Annotated in this window: 18 protein-coding genes and 1 pseudogene; all 19 read left to right on the forward strand. The window is 33.3% G+C overall.

Annotation, left to right across the window (positions count from 1 at the left end; translation table 11 throughout):
• Positions 1-698: pseudogene (locus tag CER22_RS33310) on the forward strand (hypothetical protein); the annotation flags it as partial.
• 556 nt (positions 699-1,254) lie between these two features.
• The gene (locus CER22_RS33315) at positions 1,255-1,422 is read left to right on the forward strand and encodes a hypothetical protein (RefSeq protein ID WP_179211946.1); all 168 of its coding nucleotides are present in this window, start codon (positions 1,255-1,257) and stop codon (positions 1,420-1,422) included.
• A 43-nt stretch (positions 1,423-1,465) separates the two neighbouring features.
• Positions 1,466-1,636, forward strand: coding sequence for a hypothetical protein (locus CER22_RS33320; RefSeq protein ID WP_179211947.1), 171 nt, complete (start codon positions 1,466-1,468; stop codon positions 1,634-1,636).
• A gap of 34 nt (positions 1,637-1,670) precedes the next feature.
• A complete protein-coding gene (locus CER22_RS28270; protein WP_088610198.1) occupies positions 1,671-4,409 on the forward strand; it encodes a hypothetical protein in 2,739 nt (912 codons plus the stop codon).
• Positions 4,410-4,487: 78 nt separating this feature from the next.
• Positions 4,488-4,736: a hypothetical protein gene (locus CER22_RS28275; protein WP_088610199.1), complete on the forward strand. Its 249-nt coding sequence runs from the start codon at positions 4,488-4,490 to the stop codon at positions 4,734-4,736.
• Positions 4,737-4,756: 20 nt separating this feature from the next.
• Positions 4,757-4,993: a pilin gene (locus tag CER22_RS28280; RefSeq protein ID WP_001001741.1), complete on the forward strand. Its 237-nt coding sequence runs from the start codon at positions 4,757-4,759 to the stop codon at positions 4,991-4,993.
• A 59-nt stretch (positions 4,994-5,052) separates the two neighbouring features.
• Positions 5,053-5,616: a hypothetical protein gene (locus CER22_RS28285; RefSeq protein ID WP_088610200.1), complete on the forward strand. Its 564-nt coding sequence runs from the start codon at positions 5,053-5,055 to the stop codon at positions 5,614-5,616.
• A gap of 8 nt (positions 5,617-5,624) precedes the next feature.
• Entirely contained in the window at positions 5,625-6,593 is a 969-nt protein-coding gene (locus CER22_RS28290; RefSeq protein WP_256943751.1) for a hypothetical protein, read from the forward strand.
• Positions 6,594-6,606: 13 nt separating this feature from the next.
• Positions 6,607-8,214: a toprim domain-containing protein gene (locus CER22_RS28295; RefSeq protein WP_088610202.1), complete on the forward strand. Its 1,608-nt coding sequence runs from the start codon at positions 6,607-6,609 to the stop codon at positions 8,212-8,214.
• A gap of 20 nt (positions 8,215-8,234) precedes the next feature.
• Positions 8,235-8,636 (forward strand): hypothetical protein, encoded by a 402-nt coding sequence (locus CER22_RS28300; RefSeq protein WP_088610203.1) that lies wholly within the window; start codon positions 8,235-8,237, stop codon positions 8,634-8,636.
• A 22-nt stretch (positions 8,637-8,658) separates the two neighbouring features.
• On the forward strand, positions 8,659-9,015 hold the full coding sequence (locus CER22_RS28305; RefSeq protein WP_088610204.1) for a hypothetical protein: 357 nt from the start codon (positions 8,659-8,661) through the stop codon (positions 9,013-9,015).
• Between the two features lie 15 nt (positions 9,016-9,030).
• Positions 9,031-11,352, forward strand: a complete 2,322-nt coding sequence (locus CER22_RS28310) for a VirD4-like conjugal transfer protein, CD1115 family (RefSeq protein WP_088610205.1) — start codon at positions 9,031-9,033, stop codon at positions 11,350-11,352.
• A 20-nt stretch (positions 11,353-11,372) separates the two neighbouring features.
• Positions 11,373-12,206, forward strand: coding sequence for a hypothetical protein (locus tag CER22_RS28315; RefSeq protein WP_088610206.1), 834 nt, complete (start codon positions 11,373-11,375; stop codon positions 12,204-12,206).
• 54 nt (positions 12,207-12,260) lie between these two features.
• A complete protein-coding gene (locus CER22_RS28320; protein ID WP_088610207.1) occupies positions 12,261-12,959 on the forward strand; it encodes a flagellar assembly protein FlaJ in 699 nt (232 codons plus the stop codon).
• A 19-nt stretch (positions 12,960-12,978) separates the two neighbouring features.
• Positions 12,979-14,100 carry a CpaF/VirB11 family protein gene (locus CER22_RS28325; protein ID WP_088610208.1) on the forward strand — a complete coding sequence of 374 codons (1,122 nt, stop codon included), beginning with the start codon at positions 12,979-12,981 and terminating at the stop codon, positions 14,098-14,100.
• A 106-nt stretch (positions 14,101-14,206) separates the two neighbouring features.
• Positions 14,207-14,677: a thioredoxin family protein gene (locus tag CER22_RS28330; RefSeq protein WP_088610209.1), complete on the forward strand. Its 471-nt coding sequence runs from the start codon at positions 14,207-14,209 to the stop codon at positions 14,675-14,677.
• Positions 14,678-14,749: 72 nt separating this feature from the next.
• Complete coding sequence (locus tag CER22_RS28335) at positions 14,750-15,268, forward strand: hypothetical protein (RefSeq protein ID WP_256943752.1); 519 nt, start codon at positions 14,750-14,752, stop codon at positions 15,266-15,268.
• A 60-nt stretch (positions 15,269-15,328) separates the two neighbouring features.
• Positions 15,329-16,090: a hypothetical protein gene (locus CER22_RS28340; RefSeq protein ID WP_088610211.1), complete on the forward strand. Its 762-nt coding sequence runs from the start codon at positions 15,329-15,331 to the stop codon at positions 16,088-16,090.
• A gap of 15 nt (positions 16,091-16,105) precedes the next feature.
• The coding region (locus tag CER22_RS28345; RefSeq protein WP_088610212.1) for a pLS20_p028 family conjugation system transmembrane protein at positions 16,106-18,212 on the forward strand (2,107 nt) is incomplete at its 3' end.

The following is an 18,212-nucleotide window of genomic DNA, read 5'->3' on the forward strand; positions in this document are numbered from 1 at the left end:
CAGAGCCAAAACCAGAGCCTAAGCCAGAGCCTAAGCCAGAGCCAAAACCAGAGCCTAAGCCAGAGCTAAAACCAGAACCGAAACCGAACTTCTTTATTCCTAAAAATGAAGATATGCCAGAAGCAAAATTTGTTGTAGTTGAAAGCAAAAAAGAAAATCAACAACAAGTAGAGCTTCCAAAGGAAGAAAATAAGCAAGAAGTGGAAAGTAACGGTATTACAAAAGGAGAAATTAAGTTTGTTGAGAAAAATGGTGTAGTTGTTCCAATGAAGAATAAAGAAGACGATGTTGCTTTATCTGTGAATACTACCCTTAAAGATATTGCAGATAAAAAAGGCGATAAAGAAAAATTAAATACTTCCGTTGAGCAAGTTAAACCGGAAGAAGTAAAGCAAAATGAAGAGAAAAAAGAAGAAAATAAACCAGAAGAAGTAAAACCAGAAGAGAAAAAAGAAGAAAATAAACCAGAAGAGAAAAAAGAAGATAAAAAGGGTAAAGATAAAGATAAAGCCTCTAAGCAGAAAGACAAAAATTCTGAGGTTAAAGAGGAACAAGGCGGATTATCACCAATTGCAGTAGCTGGTGGAGTTGCTGGAGCTGGAGCTGTAGGTGTTGGTGCTGCGGCTGGAGTTAGTCCAACATTTAGAAGATCATTGCAAAGCGGTTTAAGAAGACTAAGAGATTTATTTAGAAAATAATTATTCAAAAAGACTAGGATGATAAATCCTAGTCTTTTTTTATGCCTTTTTTGAAAGCAAAAATTTATGGGAGTTTTATGCAAGTTTCGTGAAAGTATCTTGATAGATTCTTGACAGGGAGGGAATCGGGAATGGCGGTACGATATTACCAGAAACAAAACGTGTGTGGAGAAGCGTCTACCTCCCTTATCAATGACGAACCGTGTATAGGTAAAAGATGTTTCGAAAAGTGTAACCATAAGAGAGGACACTTGGGTTCTGGATCGCACTAGTTTGCGACTACTTATATGGGGGATTTGGACTATTACTTTTAATGGTTTTACTAGGTTTGGTTTTTATCCTCTCTATCTTAGTAATTTAATAAACCATTAGTTTTATGTTTTTTTGAGTTAATGATTTTTTATCTAGTAATTGATAATAAACATTGTTACAAGATATTTTATCGTTAATTGAAAGAGGTGTAGAACTGATAAGTAATACATCCAATGGTAAGTTCTTTGCAACCGTAAAGGTTGCTTTTTGTTTGTAAATTAATTTATTTGGGAGGTGAAATGAAATGGGAGAACATAAGGGTGCAATTTTACTATGTATTATTGCCTTAGTTGTGTTTGGTCTGTGGTATGCCTTTACATCAGGAGCAATAAAGCCACTACTTGACCAGATTGGTACAGGAATGAGCAATATGGTAAGTAATGTGTTTAAAGCAATTCCGACATCAAAGTAATAATGAATTTATAAATTTAACTTTATTAAGGTGGTGAAAGAGAGTGGGAGAACATAAGGGTGCAATTTTACTATGTATTATTGCCTTAGTTGTATTTGGCTTGTGGTACGCTTTTACATCAGGAGCAATAAAGCCATTACTTGATCAAATTGGTACAGGAATGAGTAATATGGTAACTAATGTGTTTAAAGCGATTCCGACAGCTGGTAAGTAATTAGCTGCTTAAATATGGGATGTGAAAACAAAAAATGAAGACAAAACATTGGCTAATGGCAATTGGTTTTTCGTTTCTTTTTGTTTTTAGTTTTTTTAGTAACCCTACATATGGGGCGGCATACTCGCCCTATCCTTCCCATAACGTTTCTCCTGGTGAACTTGGAGGAAAGGAACAGGCTTGGGAAAGTAGTAAAAAGTTAGTATACGATGTTTATAGTGGTGTTGATGGAAAACCTAGATGGCAAATCTCAAATAGGGATTACGGCCGAGGAACACAACCTTATTTAGAATTTACGGGTTGGAGTGCGCTAGTAGGTTATCATGAACACAATGCTTCCAATCAAGAAACGTATTTATGGGCTATAAATCAAAGAACTGGTAAAAGTTATATTTATCAGGCTGAAATGACTGGTTTAGATGCCTCTAAAGACTTAGAGTACAACCGACAAAGCAATACAGGGGAAGTTTATAATGCATGTCCACAAGGTGCTTATAATAAAAGAAATGACGAGTGTAACATGTATTATCATAATGTTGGTTTTGTTGCACATATTCCTTTAAATGAACTATTTCCTAATGGAACTACAGAAGATTCATGGAATCTAAGAATTATTAAAAAGGTAGAAAATCGTGTTATTTGGGACGATTTAAAAGTACCATTTCAATTCAAGGATTTAGATTTCAGTCTTGGTAAAATTTCATTAGATTCTGGTTTGAATGCAGGGAACTTAGTTATGGCAAATGATGGAGTAGCAAGAAGGAATTATCCCCGTCAAACAGGTTGGTCTGGTGGAAGATACTATACTAACGGCCAAACTTATCAAAGGGTTGCGCAAAATGAAGCGAATACCGTTGTATGGTATGGAGTAAGCTCTCCAGAAGATTCAGGAGAAACAAGATGGGCTGGTAGTGCTTATTGGATATTTGGCGGTCAACCAGCTAAATTATCCTATAAAATTGGTCAAAAAACTTGTCCAGATGGTTCAATTGTAAACTTGGATCAAACTTGTTCTATTAAAGTGGACATAAAGCATGTAGATGCTAAGTCGAATAAAATTTTAAGAGAAGATCACCATAAGATTAAGATAGGTTCAGATTATAGTTATACTCCAGAAAATAAAGGAGTATTTAAGGATTCACAAAATAATCCTTATATTGCTGCACCTTTAAACCAGCAATATAAAGGGAAAGCTCCAGAAAACAACCTGAATTTTACCTTTACGTATAAGAGTTCTCTATCTGATCCAACTAGGATTGTAGAAATGGAAGGTTCTACAGAAGGAATGACAAAAGGTGATTATTTATGGGAGCTTAGACGTGTAGATCCATCTAAACCGAGTCAAATATATGCAAGTAGTAAATTTGAAATTACAGGTAAGCATTATTCGGTTAGAAATGTCTTAAATCGTATAAGTGCGAATGGTGTTTTTTCAGAGCAAAGTGATAAACCGATGGCACTTTTATTAGATCTGAAAAACCTACAAAATAAGAATATACAATATGATTCTTCTTATGAATATACTAATCATTACAGTGTGAATTATATGTGTAAAGATCAACAGGGCAGTGATTGCTTTGATTGGGTTTATAAGGATACAACAGCTGTATGGTCCGAACCATATAAAAAGGTATTTGATTTAGTTAAACATTATGGTGAAAACCTCCGACTTTTAGTAGATCCGAGTTTTGAAAAAATGTTCAATGTGTCTGGCGCTAAAGATTTACAAAATATCACTGGCAATGGAGCATCTGGTGAAAAAGGTGGCAATCTAATTGTAGGTAAAAAGAAAGCAATTGACATGAGTAAGGATAAAACTAAAGTAGTCTTTAATAAAAATTACTACGAAAAATTTAAACAAGCTGCAACTTCAAAGGCTAAAGATGATAATAGTTTACCTACGCAATCATGGATTGATATTTCACCAGGAACGATGGAATACGAAGTAGAATTACCTACTGATTCCCAAAAATCTAAGTCTTTCATGTATCAACGTAAAAATGGAGCTAATAGCTATTATTATGCTGTTGATATTGATAAGAATTTAAGAAGTACATATCGAAATCAAAGCCCATATGCTTATACCAAGTATGCATTACCTCTTCAATTAGAGAATATGAAGGATAAGGGCTTAGTAAATGATACAAAACGTAGCTATACTTTAAATTGGACTTCTGATTATTTCTTTGTTGGAAAACAAATAGGATTTATTCAGCCGTTTCCTTATACAAAGTATTTACGTGATATGGAACAGGGAAAAGGAAAATTACCATCAGCCGATGAGATTAAGAATATTGTAAATCAAGAAGTTAAAAACAACTATGAACAGCAAACAGGACAGAAATTCAATGATACACTCTTACATGCAGATTCTAATAGTAAGGAAGGTTTGTATGGATCAAGAACAAACCTAAATCGTTACTACCTTCCTATTTCATCTGATTCAGATTTAAAAGCCAAACAACCCTATGAAAATAAGATTTTGCTAGCAAATATGGGCTTAAATGATGCCACTTTAATATTTGGACAAAAATTTAATTTCGAACGCTATTTAGTGGGAAGTGTCGTTGATGATGCTTATGTAGTAGAGCAGCATGATCCAACGGTAGAAATTGCATCATATCCACATCAAGTGAATGTAAAGAATAATCAACAATCTAAGATTAATGCGATTACAAAGGATCACTCAGCAGCAAAATTGTTTGAGTTTAGAAAGACTGACACTTTAAGTTTGTATGATCAATTGAAGAAAGTAATTAATTTAGGTATATAACTGAATTTATGTGTGAAAGACCATTTTCTTTAGGAGAATGGTCTTTTTTTATGGATTCATTGAAAGGAGGTGATACGAGTGACGGAATATCAAGGCCATTCCACTCAAGTTCAAGAAGAAACACAGGGTGTAGTTGAAGTGCAGAGGGTGAAAAAGCCCAAAGTACAAAAACCACCAACATTTAAAAAGATGGAAACAGCTGTGAAAAATATTTTAGAAGCAAAGGGTATTAATTACTATGATTGGCTTCATGAAGCACATGAGAAGTTAGTTCAAGAAATAATGCTTGCAAATGTGGACTCAATTGGTTCACTAGTAAAATCTTAAAAAAGGGGTAGGAAAATTCTATGAATGAATTTATTTCAACGATTGGTAATTTTACAACCACAATTAAGCCAGTTGCTCCAGCGTTAGCAGGTTTAATTTTAGTTATTATTGGTATTATTTACATGGTTTCAAAAGATCCACAGCGAAAAGAACAATGTACAGGCTGGATGATCAATGTAGTAAAAGGATTTTGTATTGTATATCTTGGAATTGCTATTGTTTCTTGGTTATCAGGCCAAGTAGTAGGATTCGGTTGATAAAGAGGTCGTATGACCTCTTTATATTTTTTTTATATAAAAACGGGGGTGTCCAACTTATGTGTTTAGGAAATGGATTAAAAATTGATTTTTATCCCAATCATAGTATGGGAAATGGATTGATTGAAATTGTGGAAATTAAAGCAAGCGGTGAAGAAAAACCATATACATATCATTTGTGCAGTAATAAAGAGGCGCAAGAGTTTATTCGAAATGTCAGAGAGAAAAGAAGAAGTTTTTTAATTGCTGAAGATGCTGGAACAAAAAGCTTAGAATTGCTTGTAGATGGGGAAGGAAATGTAACATTCAGATACCCAGTGTGGAATACCATTAAAGAAATGGAAACACGTTTATTGAGTTTACAATGTAAAGTTAAATTTACGCTATCACCAGGAGAAGATTTTAAGAAGTTAGTTAAAAAATACGTGGATACAGAATTCAATAGATTGTTTGGGGTAGAAGAATCTCTTTTCCAAGAACGAGAAATTGCGAAAGACAGTATTTTCGATTCTTATTTTGAGGATTTATATAAAGAAGAGAACTTACAAGAGGATATTTACGATTTTCTTACATTAGAAGAGTGGATGTATCAAAAAAATTTAATTAATGGGTATGAAAAGTGAAGGAGGGAGTGATCTTGAGAGAAATAATTATAAAATTCTCAACGGAAGGTGAACGTTTTAGGGAACTTGATGAATCAAAAAGTTACTTTTTACAAGAAGCAGAGGATATTATTTTCCAATTGCGGCATAAGGTAAAAAGCAGATCGCAAGAGGTTCAGCCGAAACGATTTGGATTATATTTAAACGGAAAGTTTCTGTTGGATTCTAAGATTTCCTTTTCTGATAAGAACTCAATAGAGCAACAAATTAAAGATACCTTTCAGCGTACCGATGTATGGACGGATGATATAAAAAAGCAATATATAAAAATTCTAGGCGATTATGCAAAGGAAGAAAAACAGGCATTTCTTAATCAAGAATTTCGTTCGTTTATCTTTTTGAAGCGGGATTTATTTGAGAAAAAGGCAGATTTTTTATTTTCATTAAAACAATCGGAAAGATTGTTCAAAAGCGTATATGCAAAGATTTCGAATGGATTTTTCTCGCAACTTGAGGATATTGTATCTTCAATGTTTGATTCTTACGAGTATATTGTACATTATTATGATTTACTAAATGGAAGCTATGAGGAAGTTATAAAAAATAAAGAAGAATGGTTTGGAAGTGTAGAGAATTTCGAGAAATTTGTTCGGTTTGTAACCGCAAATTACTTTTCTATAAATCGTTCAAGATTAAAAGTAATACAAGCTAACAACCCAGTATATCATTCATTTCAAGATTATTTATTTGAATGGCTTGCTAAAACGGATTTTCAAGAATCACTAAAAGTTCATGAGAATATTAATCAAAAATTACAAAACAAATGGACAGAAGTACTCCTTAATGGTTCAACTTTTGTAAATGCCGAAAGTGTGGAAAAGTGGGTTGTTGACAAAGTATTAAGGGAATTCTTTCAAGAGGAAGCAAAACGTGAAGGTTTATCAGAAGAGGAAAAACAATTTTGCGAAATAGCTGCTGGAACAGAGACTAGGTTTTAGGAGGTAAATCTTGGTGGCACGTTCAGAAGTAATTACTTATTCATATCAAAACGTAGAGGAAGCCTTAGCTGCTGTTAACGCTCAAGATCGTGGGCGTTATTTTTTATGCACTTGTCCTGAATGTAAACAATCCGAAGCCTTTATCTATAAAAATAATCCCCAATTTTTACAATGTAACCGTGAAAATGTGTGTGGTTCATCTATTGTATTTGAATATGAAGAAAATAAAAAGGTGCATGATTGGAAAGGGAAACAAGATGTTAAAGATCCTGAGATTACACCAGAACAAAGAAAAGAAATAGATTTGGTAACAAAGTTATTAAAGCATATTCAATATAATACTGAAAATAAAAACCTTGAGAGTTTTAGGGGAATGAGCAGAAACACAACGGAAGCTTTTATTTTAGATTTGGAACAAGAAAAACTTGTAAAGAAAATGTTCGAGATTGCTCCTAATATTTTTTATTCGAAGAAGACAATGCAGCAAGAGGGCAAAAAGATAAATTATGCTACTATCCCAGATATGGTTAAAAGGAATATTGTCCTCCCAATCTATGGTGATAACGGTATGATTGACAGAATCTTATTACGGTCAACTATTGATCCAAATGTAACTAAGAAAGAAATACAATTACAAGTGAACCCAAAATCAACTGCAAGGGATTATTTTAAAGATATTCCAGAAAAGGCGACACATATTGTGATTGGGGAATCCCCAATAGATGCATATTCATTTCGTGAAATAGATTCTGAGGTTGGTATATATGCTCTTACAGGATCAAGAAAGTGGAGAAAGGTAATAGAAGATATAAAGAGTAATAAGGAAGCCTTACAAGATAAGGTATTCATTATAGCAACAGACAATGATAAAGCTGGTATTGAGGCTAATGAGAATTTAAAGAAAGCATTGGAAGAAGAAAATTTAAATTATAGGTCATTTAATTATCAATTAGAAGACATAAAAGATCCAAATGAATATCTGCAAAAAAATAGGCTGGAATTTAAAAAAGCTTATGAAGCCATTAAACATAATATATGGGACAAAAATTTAATAGATGCACCCAAATTAGAGCAGAGATTAGTAATTAATCGTTTATATCGGTCGGATCAAGAAAGCATTGATCGTACGCAATTTAAAGTTAGTTATGAAGGGTTAACACTTCATAACATCGCGCTTGATAATCCACCAGGAATTGTGAATATTCCAGGAATAGAAGCTAATAAATCAGTTGTAGAAGTCGGTAGAAGAATGGAAGGGTTTTTAAAACATATTGCTCAAAAAGCACCGAAAAATCAGGATTATCAAGATATAGTGATTCCTACTAAAAATAGTAAACCAGCACAACTAAAGATGATTTCTTATAAGAAAGAAAATGATATGACAAGGAAAGTATCGTTCCAGATAGGTGAGATTATCGTAAGGGATGCAGAGATTAATTCTTTACCAGGTGGCGAAGATCCAATGGTTTTTTATCCTCGACATTCTAATAGAACTACTTTAGTAACGGGAACTGAGGAATTTAATGAAAATTTAATTAAATTTGTGAAGCAATATGAAAAAAATATGGTCAAACAGCCAATAGTTAAACAACGATCTAAAGAAAGTACTTTGGAGCATTGACAGATAGGGGATGAAATACTATGACAGCGCCATTTAAATACTTTTTCGTAATCGTAAGTGTTGCATGTGTTATTTTAGCAGCCTCCATATTTGGTTTGAATCAAAACAATAATACAAGGACCATTACAGAAGTAAAATCATTACTTTCAACAATGGCAGTTGGCCAATTAAGAGACTCTCAGAAAATTGAACAAGATCCTAAAGAACTAATTGCTAATTTAGTATCAGAAGTAATTAAAGTTCAAAAAAATCATGGAAATGATATTCGAATTAGTTATGTTTTTTTAAATCATGATCAAAAACTAACTGAGAAGTCGCATGAGATTGAAAGTGTTCAATTTAAAATTGAACAACTAAATAAAGATAAGGAAGTCCGTTCACAAGCCGAACAAAGATTATCTTTAAACAAGATATCTAATTAGTGAGGCAGAAAGGAGTTGCGACATGGGGGAACTGAAAGGTTCAATTCTTTCAATGCTTATATTTATAGCTATCTTCTTACCCTTTCAATTATTTTTAAGTATCCAGTCTATTCACCAAAATGCTTTCATGAAAGTAACTACTGAGGTACAACAATTGGTTGATTCAGAAGGTGGCATAACGCCAAAAATTCAAGGGATAGCTAATAAATTACGTTCTAAAGGATATGAACTCAACTTTAAGGATCAAAAGGGTTCTAATGTTTCTGGAAAACAGCCCGTTGGTACTGTTATCGAAATTCAATATCATTACAAATATATAAATGTATATCGTGAGCAAACGCTAGAAACATCCAATTTTGTTTCAGTTTTAAGAAGATAGGAAAGGAGAGCGCTTGTGAAACAGTCAATAAATAAATTAGCCGAAACCAAAGTATTAATACTTATTAGTATTTTGGTTTTATTTTTTAACTTTTTCTTTGCTAATTTCTTATTAGCATTTTTACAAAATATATTAGTTGTCTTTAAAGAATTGGCTCATGAAAATATGCAAGCTATGGATTTATTCCATCTTTCGTGGGAGGATTGTTTCAATTTTCAAAGTGATATTATGACCTTCTATATAGGTGCATATGCACTTACTCTCTTTGGATTATTAAAATTTTGCTACAGTATGAAAACAAATTACGCAACAATGAACGAGAACCAGCACGGTAGTGCAGAATTTGAAGAACCAAAAGAATTAATGAAACAATATAAAGTTGTACCAGGGAGTGACAAAGAGTACAAAGGGGGAAGTGGTGTAATTGTCTCTGCTCTCCAAAAAGGAAAGAAATATTTACTTATGCTAGATACTGGCCCAGTACATACAGCGGTTATTGGTATATCCCGATCAGGTAAAGGGGAACGATACGTTTTTCCAACAGTCGATGTAATTTCTCGTGCGGAAGAAAAAGATTCCATGATTGTTAATGATCCCAAGGGCGAAATTGCTGCGGCCAGCTATGAAACTTTGAAAAAGAGAGGTTATGAAGTCTATATTTACAACTTAATGCAACAAAAGAAATCAATGGGGTTCAATCCACTTCAATTGGTTATAGAAGCATATAAAAAAGGGGATACAGCTTTGGCTCAACAGTATGCCAATAGTGTGACATTTTCTTTGTATCAAGATCCAAATGCTAAAGATCCATTTTGGAATAACTCTTCAATATCTCTAGTAACAGCTATTATTTTAGCTATTACAGCAGATTCTTTAAAAGTTGGAAAAGAAGAAAGAGTAAATATGTATTCTGTTGCCAACTTCCTTGCGACAAAAGGAAGTGATAATAATGAGGAAACAGGAGAAAATGCACTAGATATGTTTTTCCAAGCAAGAGATGAAAATGACCCAGCTCGTATGATGTACGCAACGAGTAACTTTGCCGCTGGTAATACACGTTCTGGTATTTTTAGTAATGCAATGGCTAAACTACAAATTTTCACATTAACACCAAACGCTAAGTTAACATCGTATAATTCGCTAGATTTAACAAAGATTGGATTTGGTGAAAAACCAGTAGCGATTTTTATGGTAACGCCTGATTTCGATAAATCAAACCATGTATTGGCTTCAATTTTTGTAAGCCAAGCCTATCGTGTCAATGCTGAAAAAGCAACAATGAGTGCAAGTGGAAAAATGAAAAGAAAAGTGCAGGTATTACTCGATGAATTTGGGAATATGCCAGCCATTGATGGTATGGACGGTATGATTACGGTTGGTGCTGGTAAAGGATTCCGCTTCCATTTAGTTTTACAAGCATATTCACAGGTCAAGAGTTTATATGGGGATGAAGCTGACACAATTATTGGTAACTGTTCGAACCAAATTTATATCTTAACAATGGATAAATCTACAGCGGAGCATTATGCTGCCTTAATTGGGAAACAAACGATTCAAGACTACACTCGAAGTGGTAAATTCTTATCTACGGATAAGAGTACAAGTGAAAGTACAAAAGAACGTTATTTATTGATGCCAGATGAATTAATGCGATTACAGGAGGGTGAAAGTGTAGTTGTACGTGTAAATAAAAGGCAAGATAATAAGTTTGGAAAGATTGTACCAAAGCCAATTTATAATCGTAATGAAACGGCTGCTAAAGCTCGTTACGAGTATTTAAGTCATGATTTTGATAATTCAAAGTCAGTATTGAATTTACCAATTATTTCAGAACATGAAAACATCATCTTAGAAAATATCGTATATACTGCAAAATCAGAGACTGATAGTTATGTATTAATGAAAGATTTAATGCCGAAAGATGTCATTTTAGAGATAAAAGACACGATGAGGACGGAGTTAGGGGATTATATTCATGATAGAGCTGATATTGCTTTAAATATTGTAGAAACTCATTTTGATGAGTTTACATTCCAACAATGTTTATCGTTCATTGTATATGCCTCCTACTTATCTTTAAAAACAAAAGTAAAATTAGTAGGGCAATTAAATGAGTATTTACCTAAATCGGTAATTGAATTATGGCGAGAAAGAGCAAAAAAATCTGATTGTTATGAGGCTACAGAGGAAGAAGCATTTCTTCAAGTAGAACAATTTGCAGAACCTGAAGAACGGGAAGAATATGGAGAACATGCAGAGTATGACGAAATTGATGTAAGAGATCAGTGGGCTGCTGTTGCAAATGATGGCTGGGATAGTGTTAAAAACGATGATTAATATAAATAGGGGGTATTAAAATGATTACTAGGGACCAATTAGAAAAAGAACATATACAACAAGCAATTTATAAATTCGCTTTGGATGCTACGAAAAGGGATCAATCAGAATTTACAAAAGGACAATTTGTATTAAATAAAACTAACAGTAAGTATACGGAATTTGAGCTGAAATCCAATGACCTTAGTAAATGGGGACAAGGAAATGTAATTGTTCAAGTCAATCATAAAACAGAAAACGTAGAAATTTTCGAACAAGAAATAGACAAAAATAATTTGTACAAAAAAGATAAAACTTTTGTGTGGGAAGAAAAATTAAGTGAAATTCTAAAAGAATATGGTTTAAGTAAAGAAGATTATAAAGAAACCTTTAAAAAAGAAGCTTTAGATGAAATTAATGAGGAAGTTGAACAAGATCAATATAAAAAAATTTTTAAAGGGCAGGTATTAAGTAACATAGAAGAAAAAGAAACCGCAAAAGAGAAGTGGCAGTATAAAGAGCGTTTTAAAAATGGAATCTTAAAATTACTTAATGCAGAGCCTAAACAGCCTATGAAACATGTGGAAAAAGAGGATGTTAAAGCGAACCATGATAAGAATATGAAAAAAATGAGAGAATTCGAGAAATCACATTCATTTGATACGATTTATCAACTTAGAAAAGAAGCATTTAACGAGTTGAAAGAGATGGATCTAACAGAACCTCAAAAAGAAAAATTACTAAAGTTAGAGGAAAATTTAGATAAACAAAAACAAGAGTATGATAAGAAGTCAAAGAAAACTAACTCTAATAAAGAAACTAACGAAAAGAAAAATGAGAAACAGAAGAAAAAAGGTTTAGAAATGGAGAGATAGGAAGGGATAATTCCCTTCCTATTATTATTTATGGATTAAAAGGAGTGATAGAGGATGTTTGGAGAGATTTTAAGTGAAAAGTATTTAGATATGTATTTGGAGTACTTTAATTTAGATAAAAAGGCTTATCGTATTACACAATGGATGTTAACTGTTGTAATTTTTATGCTTTATACATTGGTTGTAATGACCACAAAGAAATATGAGTTTTTCTTAGGGTTACCCATAATTGTGCTAGCTGCCAATAAATATAACTATTTTAATTTAATGCTACGTAATACGAATGCCAATATAGAGAAAACCTTTTTATTTCCAGAGTTTTTAAGATATTTTTTAGGTTTATTAGGTACTTCTGGAAATGTTTATACAACATTAAAAGAAACAGCTCCATATTTAAAAGGACCAATGCAAGCACAATTAAGTTTATTAGTTGAAAAGATTGAGAAGAGTAATGATCGTGAACATTATATTGAATTTGCTGATTTTGTTGGAACAAGTGAGGCGAATATGGTCATGAGTATTATTTATGAGTTTAGTGAGTACGGAATAAAGAAAGAAGCTTTACAGGAGCTAGAAATGTTTATTGATCGTATCCAAGAAAATAAAGTAAATGAGCTAGTTGATAAAAAAGTAGAGGCAATGGATATATTCTCTGTGCCAGCACTATTTTTAGCTGTAGGTTTTGTGGCTGGATTTGCAGGTATTATTTTTATCTATTATATGAATCAAATTTCAAATGTAATGACTTTTTAAATGAAAGGAAATGGATGTAATGAATAATCATGAAGAAAAACAACAAAAAGTTAAGAGAATTCTAGAGGGAAGTTTTTTAAAACCATATATGAAGGATAAAGATGTTACGGATATTAAATGGAACGGAACTTTCTTAAGAATAGAGAATAGGGCTACAGGAAGGTATACTCCTAAATCTCAACCAACTATAGAGGAAGTAAATAACTTAATGAGACAAATTGCTGCTATTCAAGGGGAAGAATTGACAGAGAGTGAACCAATATTAGACACAGCATTTGGCGATTTACGAGTAAATACAATCCATCCTGTTTGTGCGTATGGTGGGACATTTGCTTTGCGTGTAAGTAAACCACATTTAGCGATTACAAAATTAACAGACTTAGTAAGTGAGGATATATCAGTACTTCTTGAGTTGCTTATTAAAGCCAGGGGTAATTTTACAATTAGTGGCGGAACAGGAACGGGAAAAACAGAGTTACAGAAATTATTGGTAGGTTTTATGGATGATTATGACTCAATATTTTTAATTGAGGATACACCAGATAGTCATATTAAAGAATTATACCCCAACAAAGATATTAGTAGTTTGAGAACGCTTGCTAATAAAGATCGTGAGAAAAAAGTTGATATATGGGAGTTAATTAAAGCAGGGTTACGTAATAATCCAGACTGGATTATGATTTCAGAAACTCGTGGAAAGGAAGCGGCGGGGGTATTGGATAGTGCGAAAACGGATCATTCTATTATTACAACTGTTCATGCTAAGAGTGCCAGAGCTATTCCTGGTCGTTATATTCCTATGATGAAGCAAGCGCCAGCATATGCGAATTCTGATGACGTTACAATTTTAAGAGACATAATAGAAATGTTACCATACGGAATTCAAATGAGAAAAGAACATGATAATGGAGAAGTTATAAGAGACATAAAAGAAGTAGTTGAGTTTATTGACTATAGTAGTGATAAGGGGCTTATTTATCAAACTATTTACCAGAAGGAAAATGAATGGTATCCAGATTTAGGTGAGTATAAAACAATTGAAAAAATACAACCTGTTTCAGAACGAACGATCAAACTATTAAAAGATGCTAAGCTTTATCACTTACTACCAGATGTATTTAAACAGGAAGTTGCAAAATAGGAGTTTTTTGCAAGTTTTACGAAACTTTTCTGCAAGTTTATTGACAGAATAGGGCTAAAAAAAGCTGATAACATGTTAATATCAAATAATTTGGGTGGGATGAGTAATGAAAAAATTATTTTTCATGTTATCAGCTATTATTGTAGTTTTTGGTGCTTTTATGGTTTTTGATACATATAGAAATTCACAAAAACAACAAGTAAGTCCATACGGAAATAAACAAGTGTCTATGCAAACTTTAGAGCAAGCAGAGAAAGATCCATTTTACCAAAATATAATTTTGCCTGAGCAATTAAAGGGAAATGAAAAAGTTGGACAGAATGAAGTGGTATATTTTTTTAGTCCAGTATGTTCATATTGTGAAGCACTAGAGCCTAATTTGAAGGATGCAATAAAAAAATACTCTAATACGAAATTTAGTTTATACAATGCTTATGAGTTCAAAGAGGGATGGCGTGATTATGATTTACAGGGAACGCCTACTTTGATTTATTTTAAGGATGGTAAAGAAGTAAATAGGCTAGTAGGATACCAACCTAAAGAAGCTGTAAATCAATTCTTTGACTCAATTAATTGAGAATAAGTCTAGTACATGCAGCTGTAAATTTAGTAAACTATACTTATATGGATTTATAAATATACAGTTGGAGTGATTGAGTTGAAAATCATAAAATTAAATTGGATTATTGCACTAGTAATTCTATCTATAATGGTTGTAAGTGGCTGTTCTAAAAATACAGATGGAACAAGTAGTGAATCTAATAAGAATGAGAACTCTGTTAGCGCTGGAGTAGTGGAAGTTTCATATGATGAATTAATGAAATTAGTTAAAAAAGAAGAGCCTGTATTTATAATGATGGCTCATAATAGAGATCTTCAAAATTCAAATGCAAAACAAGTTTTAGATTATGATGCAAAACAATTAGATAAAAAAGTATATCTTTTTTCTTGGGAAGATGCACCAAAGGATTTGAGCTGGAATCCAAATGTAGCAAGTAAAACAAGAGACGAATTCGAGAGTATAGGTATAACTGAACCAAAAAGTAGATATTCAGTTTTTAAGGATGGGAAAGAGATTGCTGGTTCAGGAACAAATTTTAGTGGAAATACAAGAGCTTTTGAAAAAAGAGAATTTAGCAACACAATTAAGAAGGCAATAGCTAAATAATTATTTTGAGAACTTATTCTAAAGAATAGGTTCTTTTTTTATTAAAGGAGGTTTATAAAAGTGGCAAAATCAAAAAAGAAAAAAATATCATTGTGGCAAGAAGCGAGGTTGCTGTTTAGTGGCTGGTCCATAGTAGGATGGTTAGCATTTTTATTTATTATGCATATGGGGTATGTATACATTCTTCTGAAAGATGTTCCTATAAGTATAATTGCAGGAGCTCTTGGTTCAGTAATGTGGTTCTTCTCCTTTACTGTTGCAAATAAGAAAGTGAGAGTTTATCAATTTCAATTAAATGAGCTATTAAAGTATGCAACTAATATGTCTTTCTTTATGCAGTCGGGGAAAAATCCATACTATAGCTTAATAGAAACAAAGAAAACATTAGATATTTCTATTCAAAAAGAAATTGATAAAACACTATCTAAATTGGAAGAAGAGGCAAAATTAGATACACAACACTTTGAAAAATATAATTTCCCAGCTTTGAATCAATTTCATAAAATTTTAAAGATTAAAGATGAAAAGGGTGGCTCAGCAAGGGAAATGTTTGGCCGAGTTATTAAAAGTATGAACTTTGAAATCTCAAAACGTGATGATCTACATCGTAAAAAGAAAGGTAGAGCACAAACAATTTATATGATTATTGGTATGGTTGGTGCAATGCCAGTTATCCTTAATTTCATGACAGCCAATATATATGATCAATTTTTATCAGTGAAAGGACCAGCTACTACACTGCTCCTTCTTTTTTATATAGTAATACTTTTCACTTGTAAGTTCGCACAAAAGAAAAAAAATGATATTTCAATTCGATTATAGATAGAGGTGAATGAATTGACTAAGGAAGAAATATTAATTCAATATCAAGATATATTAGACTTGAACGGGATTGCGAGTAATATATTTCGTTGGTTAGGTCAGTGGCTTTTATGGGGACTTCTTTATATAAATGAAATTGTAGAAAAGGTAGTAGTACAAGTTATTACAAGTAATGATTTCTTTCAATATTCGGAAATAAATAATCTTAGGAACGAATTGAGTTTAGTAGTATGGGCAATTTTGACTGTTACCATAATAGCAGTTGGTTACCAACTGATGTTTAATAAAATAGAAAAAAGAACGAACGTTATATTAAATGGATTACTTTCAATATTATTTCTTGTGGGTGGTCCAATTTTAATGGACAACCTAAATAAAATTGCAAGTGCTGGTGTAAAAGACTTACATGGGACACCAGGTTCGTTAGGTGCAAGTATTGTTAAAAGTAATTTAGCAGATCTTAACTTTTATGCTAAGACGGATTTTAAATTGGCCGATCCAGAGGGAAAAAGAATTAATGGTATCTCGGAAGAAAATATTAAACATATTGATTTTAATGAAACAGTAGATGCGGATTTAGCGAGCGGTGAGGCAGAAGATGCCTTAAACCGCAAGTTAGTTCTCTCATATGATAATAAACTTGAAACAGAAAAGCTAGATAATGGATGGTTTGATGTGTTCGAAGAAGCTTACTATAGATGGAGCTTAAATTGGGGATCGGTGTTACTCTCACTCACTGTTACTGCTTTTGCATTACTAATTAGTATAGTAAAGGTTGGGCGAATTATCTATGAATTGGCTTTTCATAATATATTTGGAGCACTAGTAGCCGCAACTGATATTAGCAGCGGTCAAAGATTAAAAAAGATAATAAATGAAATTTTTAGCTGCTATGCAGTCATTTTTTGTATGGCGTTACTTTTAAAAATATATTCCCTTTATATAGGGTGGCTAGCTACAAAAGATTTTGGCTTTATGGGTTGGGGAAATGCACTACTCCTTCTTGCTGGATCTTGGGCTGTAATAGATGGGCCAAATATTGTTGAACGTATACTTGGCATTGATGCAGGCTTACAAAGTGGTTGGAAGACCATGATGGGCGGCATGATGGCTGCAAAGGCTGGATTTGATGTTGCAAAAGCGACAGGGAAAATGATGAAAAAAGGTGCAACAGGAACAGCAGGTATGATTAATAAGCTTAGAGGAAAAGAAGAGCCAGCAGGTCCACGGATGCCAGGTGTTGGAGATAATGATTTAAACAACTTTGATACGCAGAATGGTAATGATAATGGTGATGATGATGACGGTGACGGTCCTCCACCTCCTGGTGGTGGAGGCGATATTGATCATTCTGATGATTCGGAAGAGAAAGATAAGAAAACTCAAAAAGGTCGAGGCGGTGCAGAGGCAATACCAGGTACATCATCAATCGGCAGTGGAAATAATAAAGAAGTAAAAGGGAAGGATGCTTCCGGCGTTAATCCTGGTGGATTTTCAACAAGTGAGGAATCGTTATTTAATGGAGGGAAGTCTAATATTCCATTACCAATACCGGTTAAATCAAATATAAGTTCACAATCAGCAGGATCAAAGGCAGGAGTTAAGAAACCTGCAAAGAATGGTGAAAAATCAACTGATAAGATTACACCAATGAAAAACCAATATGACGGACCAATAGGCCCACATCCAGCAGGACCGAAAGCAGGAGTGGGACAGTCTACAGTGAACGGAGAAAAAACGGAAGATAAGATAACTCCAATGGAAAATCAATATGATGGACCGATAGGCCCACATCCAGCAGGACCAAAAGCAGGAGTGGGACAGTCTGCAACGAACGGAGAAAAAACGGAAGATAAGATAACTCCAATGGAAAATCAATATGATGGATCAATAGGTCCACATCCAGCAGGACCGAAAAGGAATGAAACACAACCAGCGATTCCAGCAATGGGACAAAGAGCTGTGAACGGACCAAAAGTAAATCCATCACAACCAGCGATTCCAGCAACGGAACAAGGAGCTGTGAACGGACCAAAAGTAAATCCATCACAACCAGCGATTCCAGCAATGGAACAAGGAGCTGTGAACGGACCAAAAGTAAATCCATCACAACCAGCGATTC

Source organism: Bacillus sp. K2I17, assembly GCF_002209985.1.
Taxonomy (GTDB): Bacteria; Bacillota; Bacilli; order Bacillales; family Bacillaceae_G; genus Bacillus_A; species Bacillus_A wiedmannii.

Excerpts from the sequence above, each read along its gene's own strand:
- CER22_RS33315 (WP_179211946.1), top strand. The coding sequence starts at position 1,255 with ATGGGAGAACATAAGGGTGCAATTTTACTATGTATTATTGCCTTAGTT.
- CER22_RS28270 (WP_088610198.1), top strand. The coding sequence starts at position 1,671 with ATGAAGACAAAACATTGGCTAATGGCAATTGGTTTTTCGTTTCTTTTT.
- CER22_RS28280 (WP_001001741.1), top strand. The coding sequence starts at position 4,757 with ATGAATGAATTTATTTCAACGATTGGTAATTTTACAACCACAATTAAG.
- CER22_RS28285 (WP_088610200.1), top strand. The coding sequence starts at position 5,053 with ATGTGTTTAGGAAATGGATTAAAAATTGATTTTTATCCCAATCATAGT.
- CER22_RS28300 (WP_088610203.1), top strand. The coding sequence starts at position 8,235 with ATGACAGCGCCATTTAAATACTTTTTCGTAATCGTAAGTGTTGCATGT.
- CER22_RS28305 (WP_088610204.1), top strand. The coding sequence starts at position 8,659 with ATGGGGGAACTGAAAGGTTCAATTCTTTCAATGCTTATATTTATAGCT.
- CER22_RS28315 (WP_088610206.1), top strand. The coding sequence starts at position 11,373 with ATGATTACTAGGGACCAATTAGAAAAAGAACATATACAACAAGCAATT.
- CER22_RS28320 (WP_088610207.1), top strand. The coding sequence starts at position 12,261 with ATGTTTGGAGAGATTTTAAGTGAAAAGTATTTAGATATGTATTTGGAG.
- CER22_RS28325 (WP_088610208.1), top strand. The coding sequence starts at position 12,979 with ATGAATAATCATGAAGAAAAACAACAAAAAGTTAAGAGAATTCTAGAG.
- CER22_RS28330 (WP_088610209.1), top strand. The coding sequence starts at position 14,207 with ATGAAAAAATTATTTTTCATGTTATCAGCTATTATTGTAGTTTTTGGT.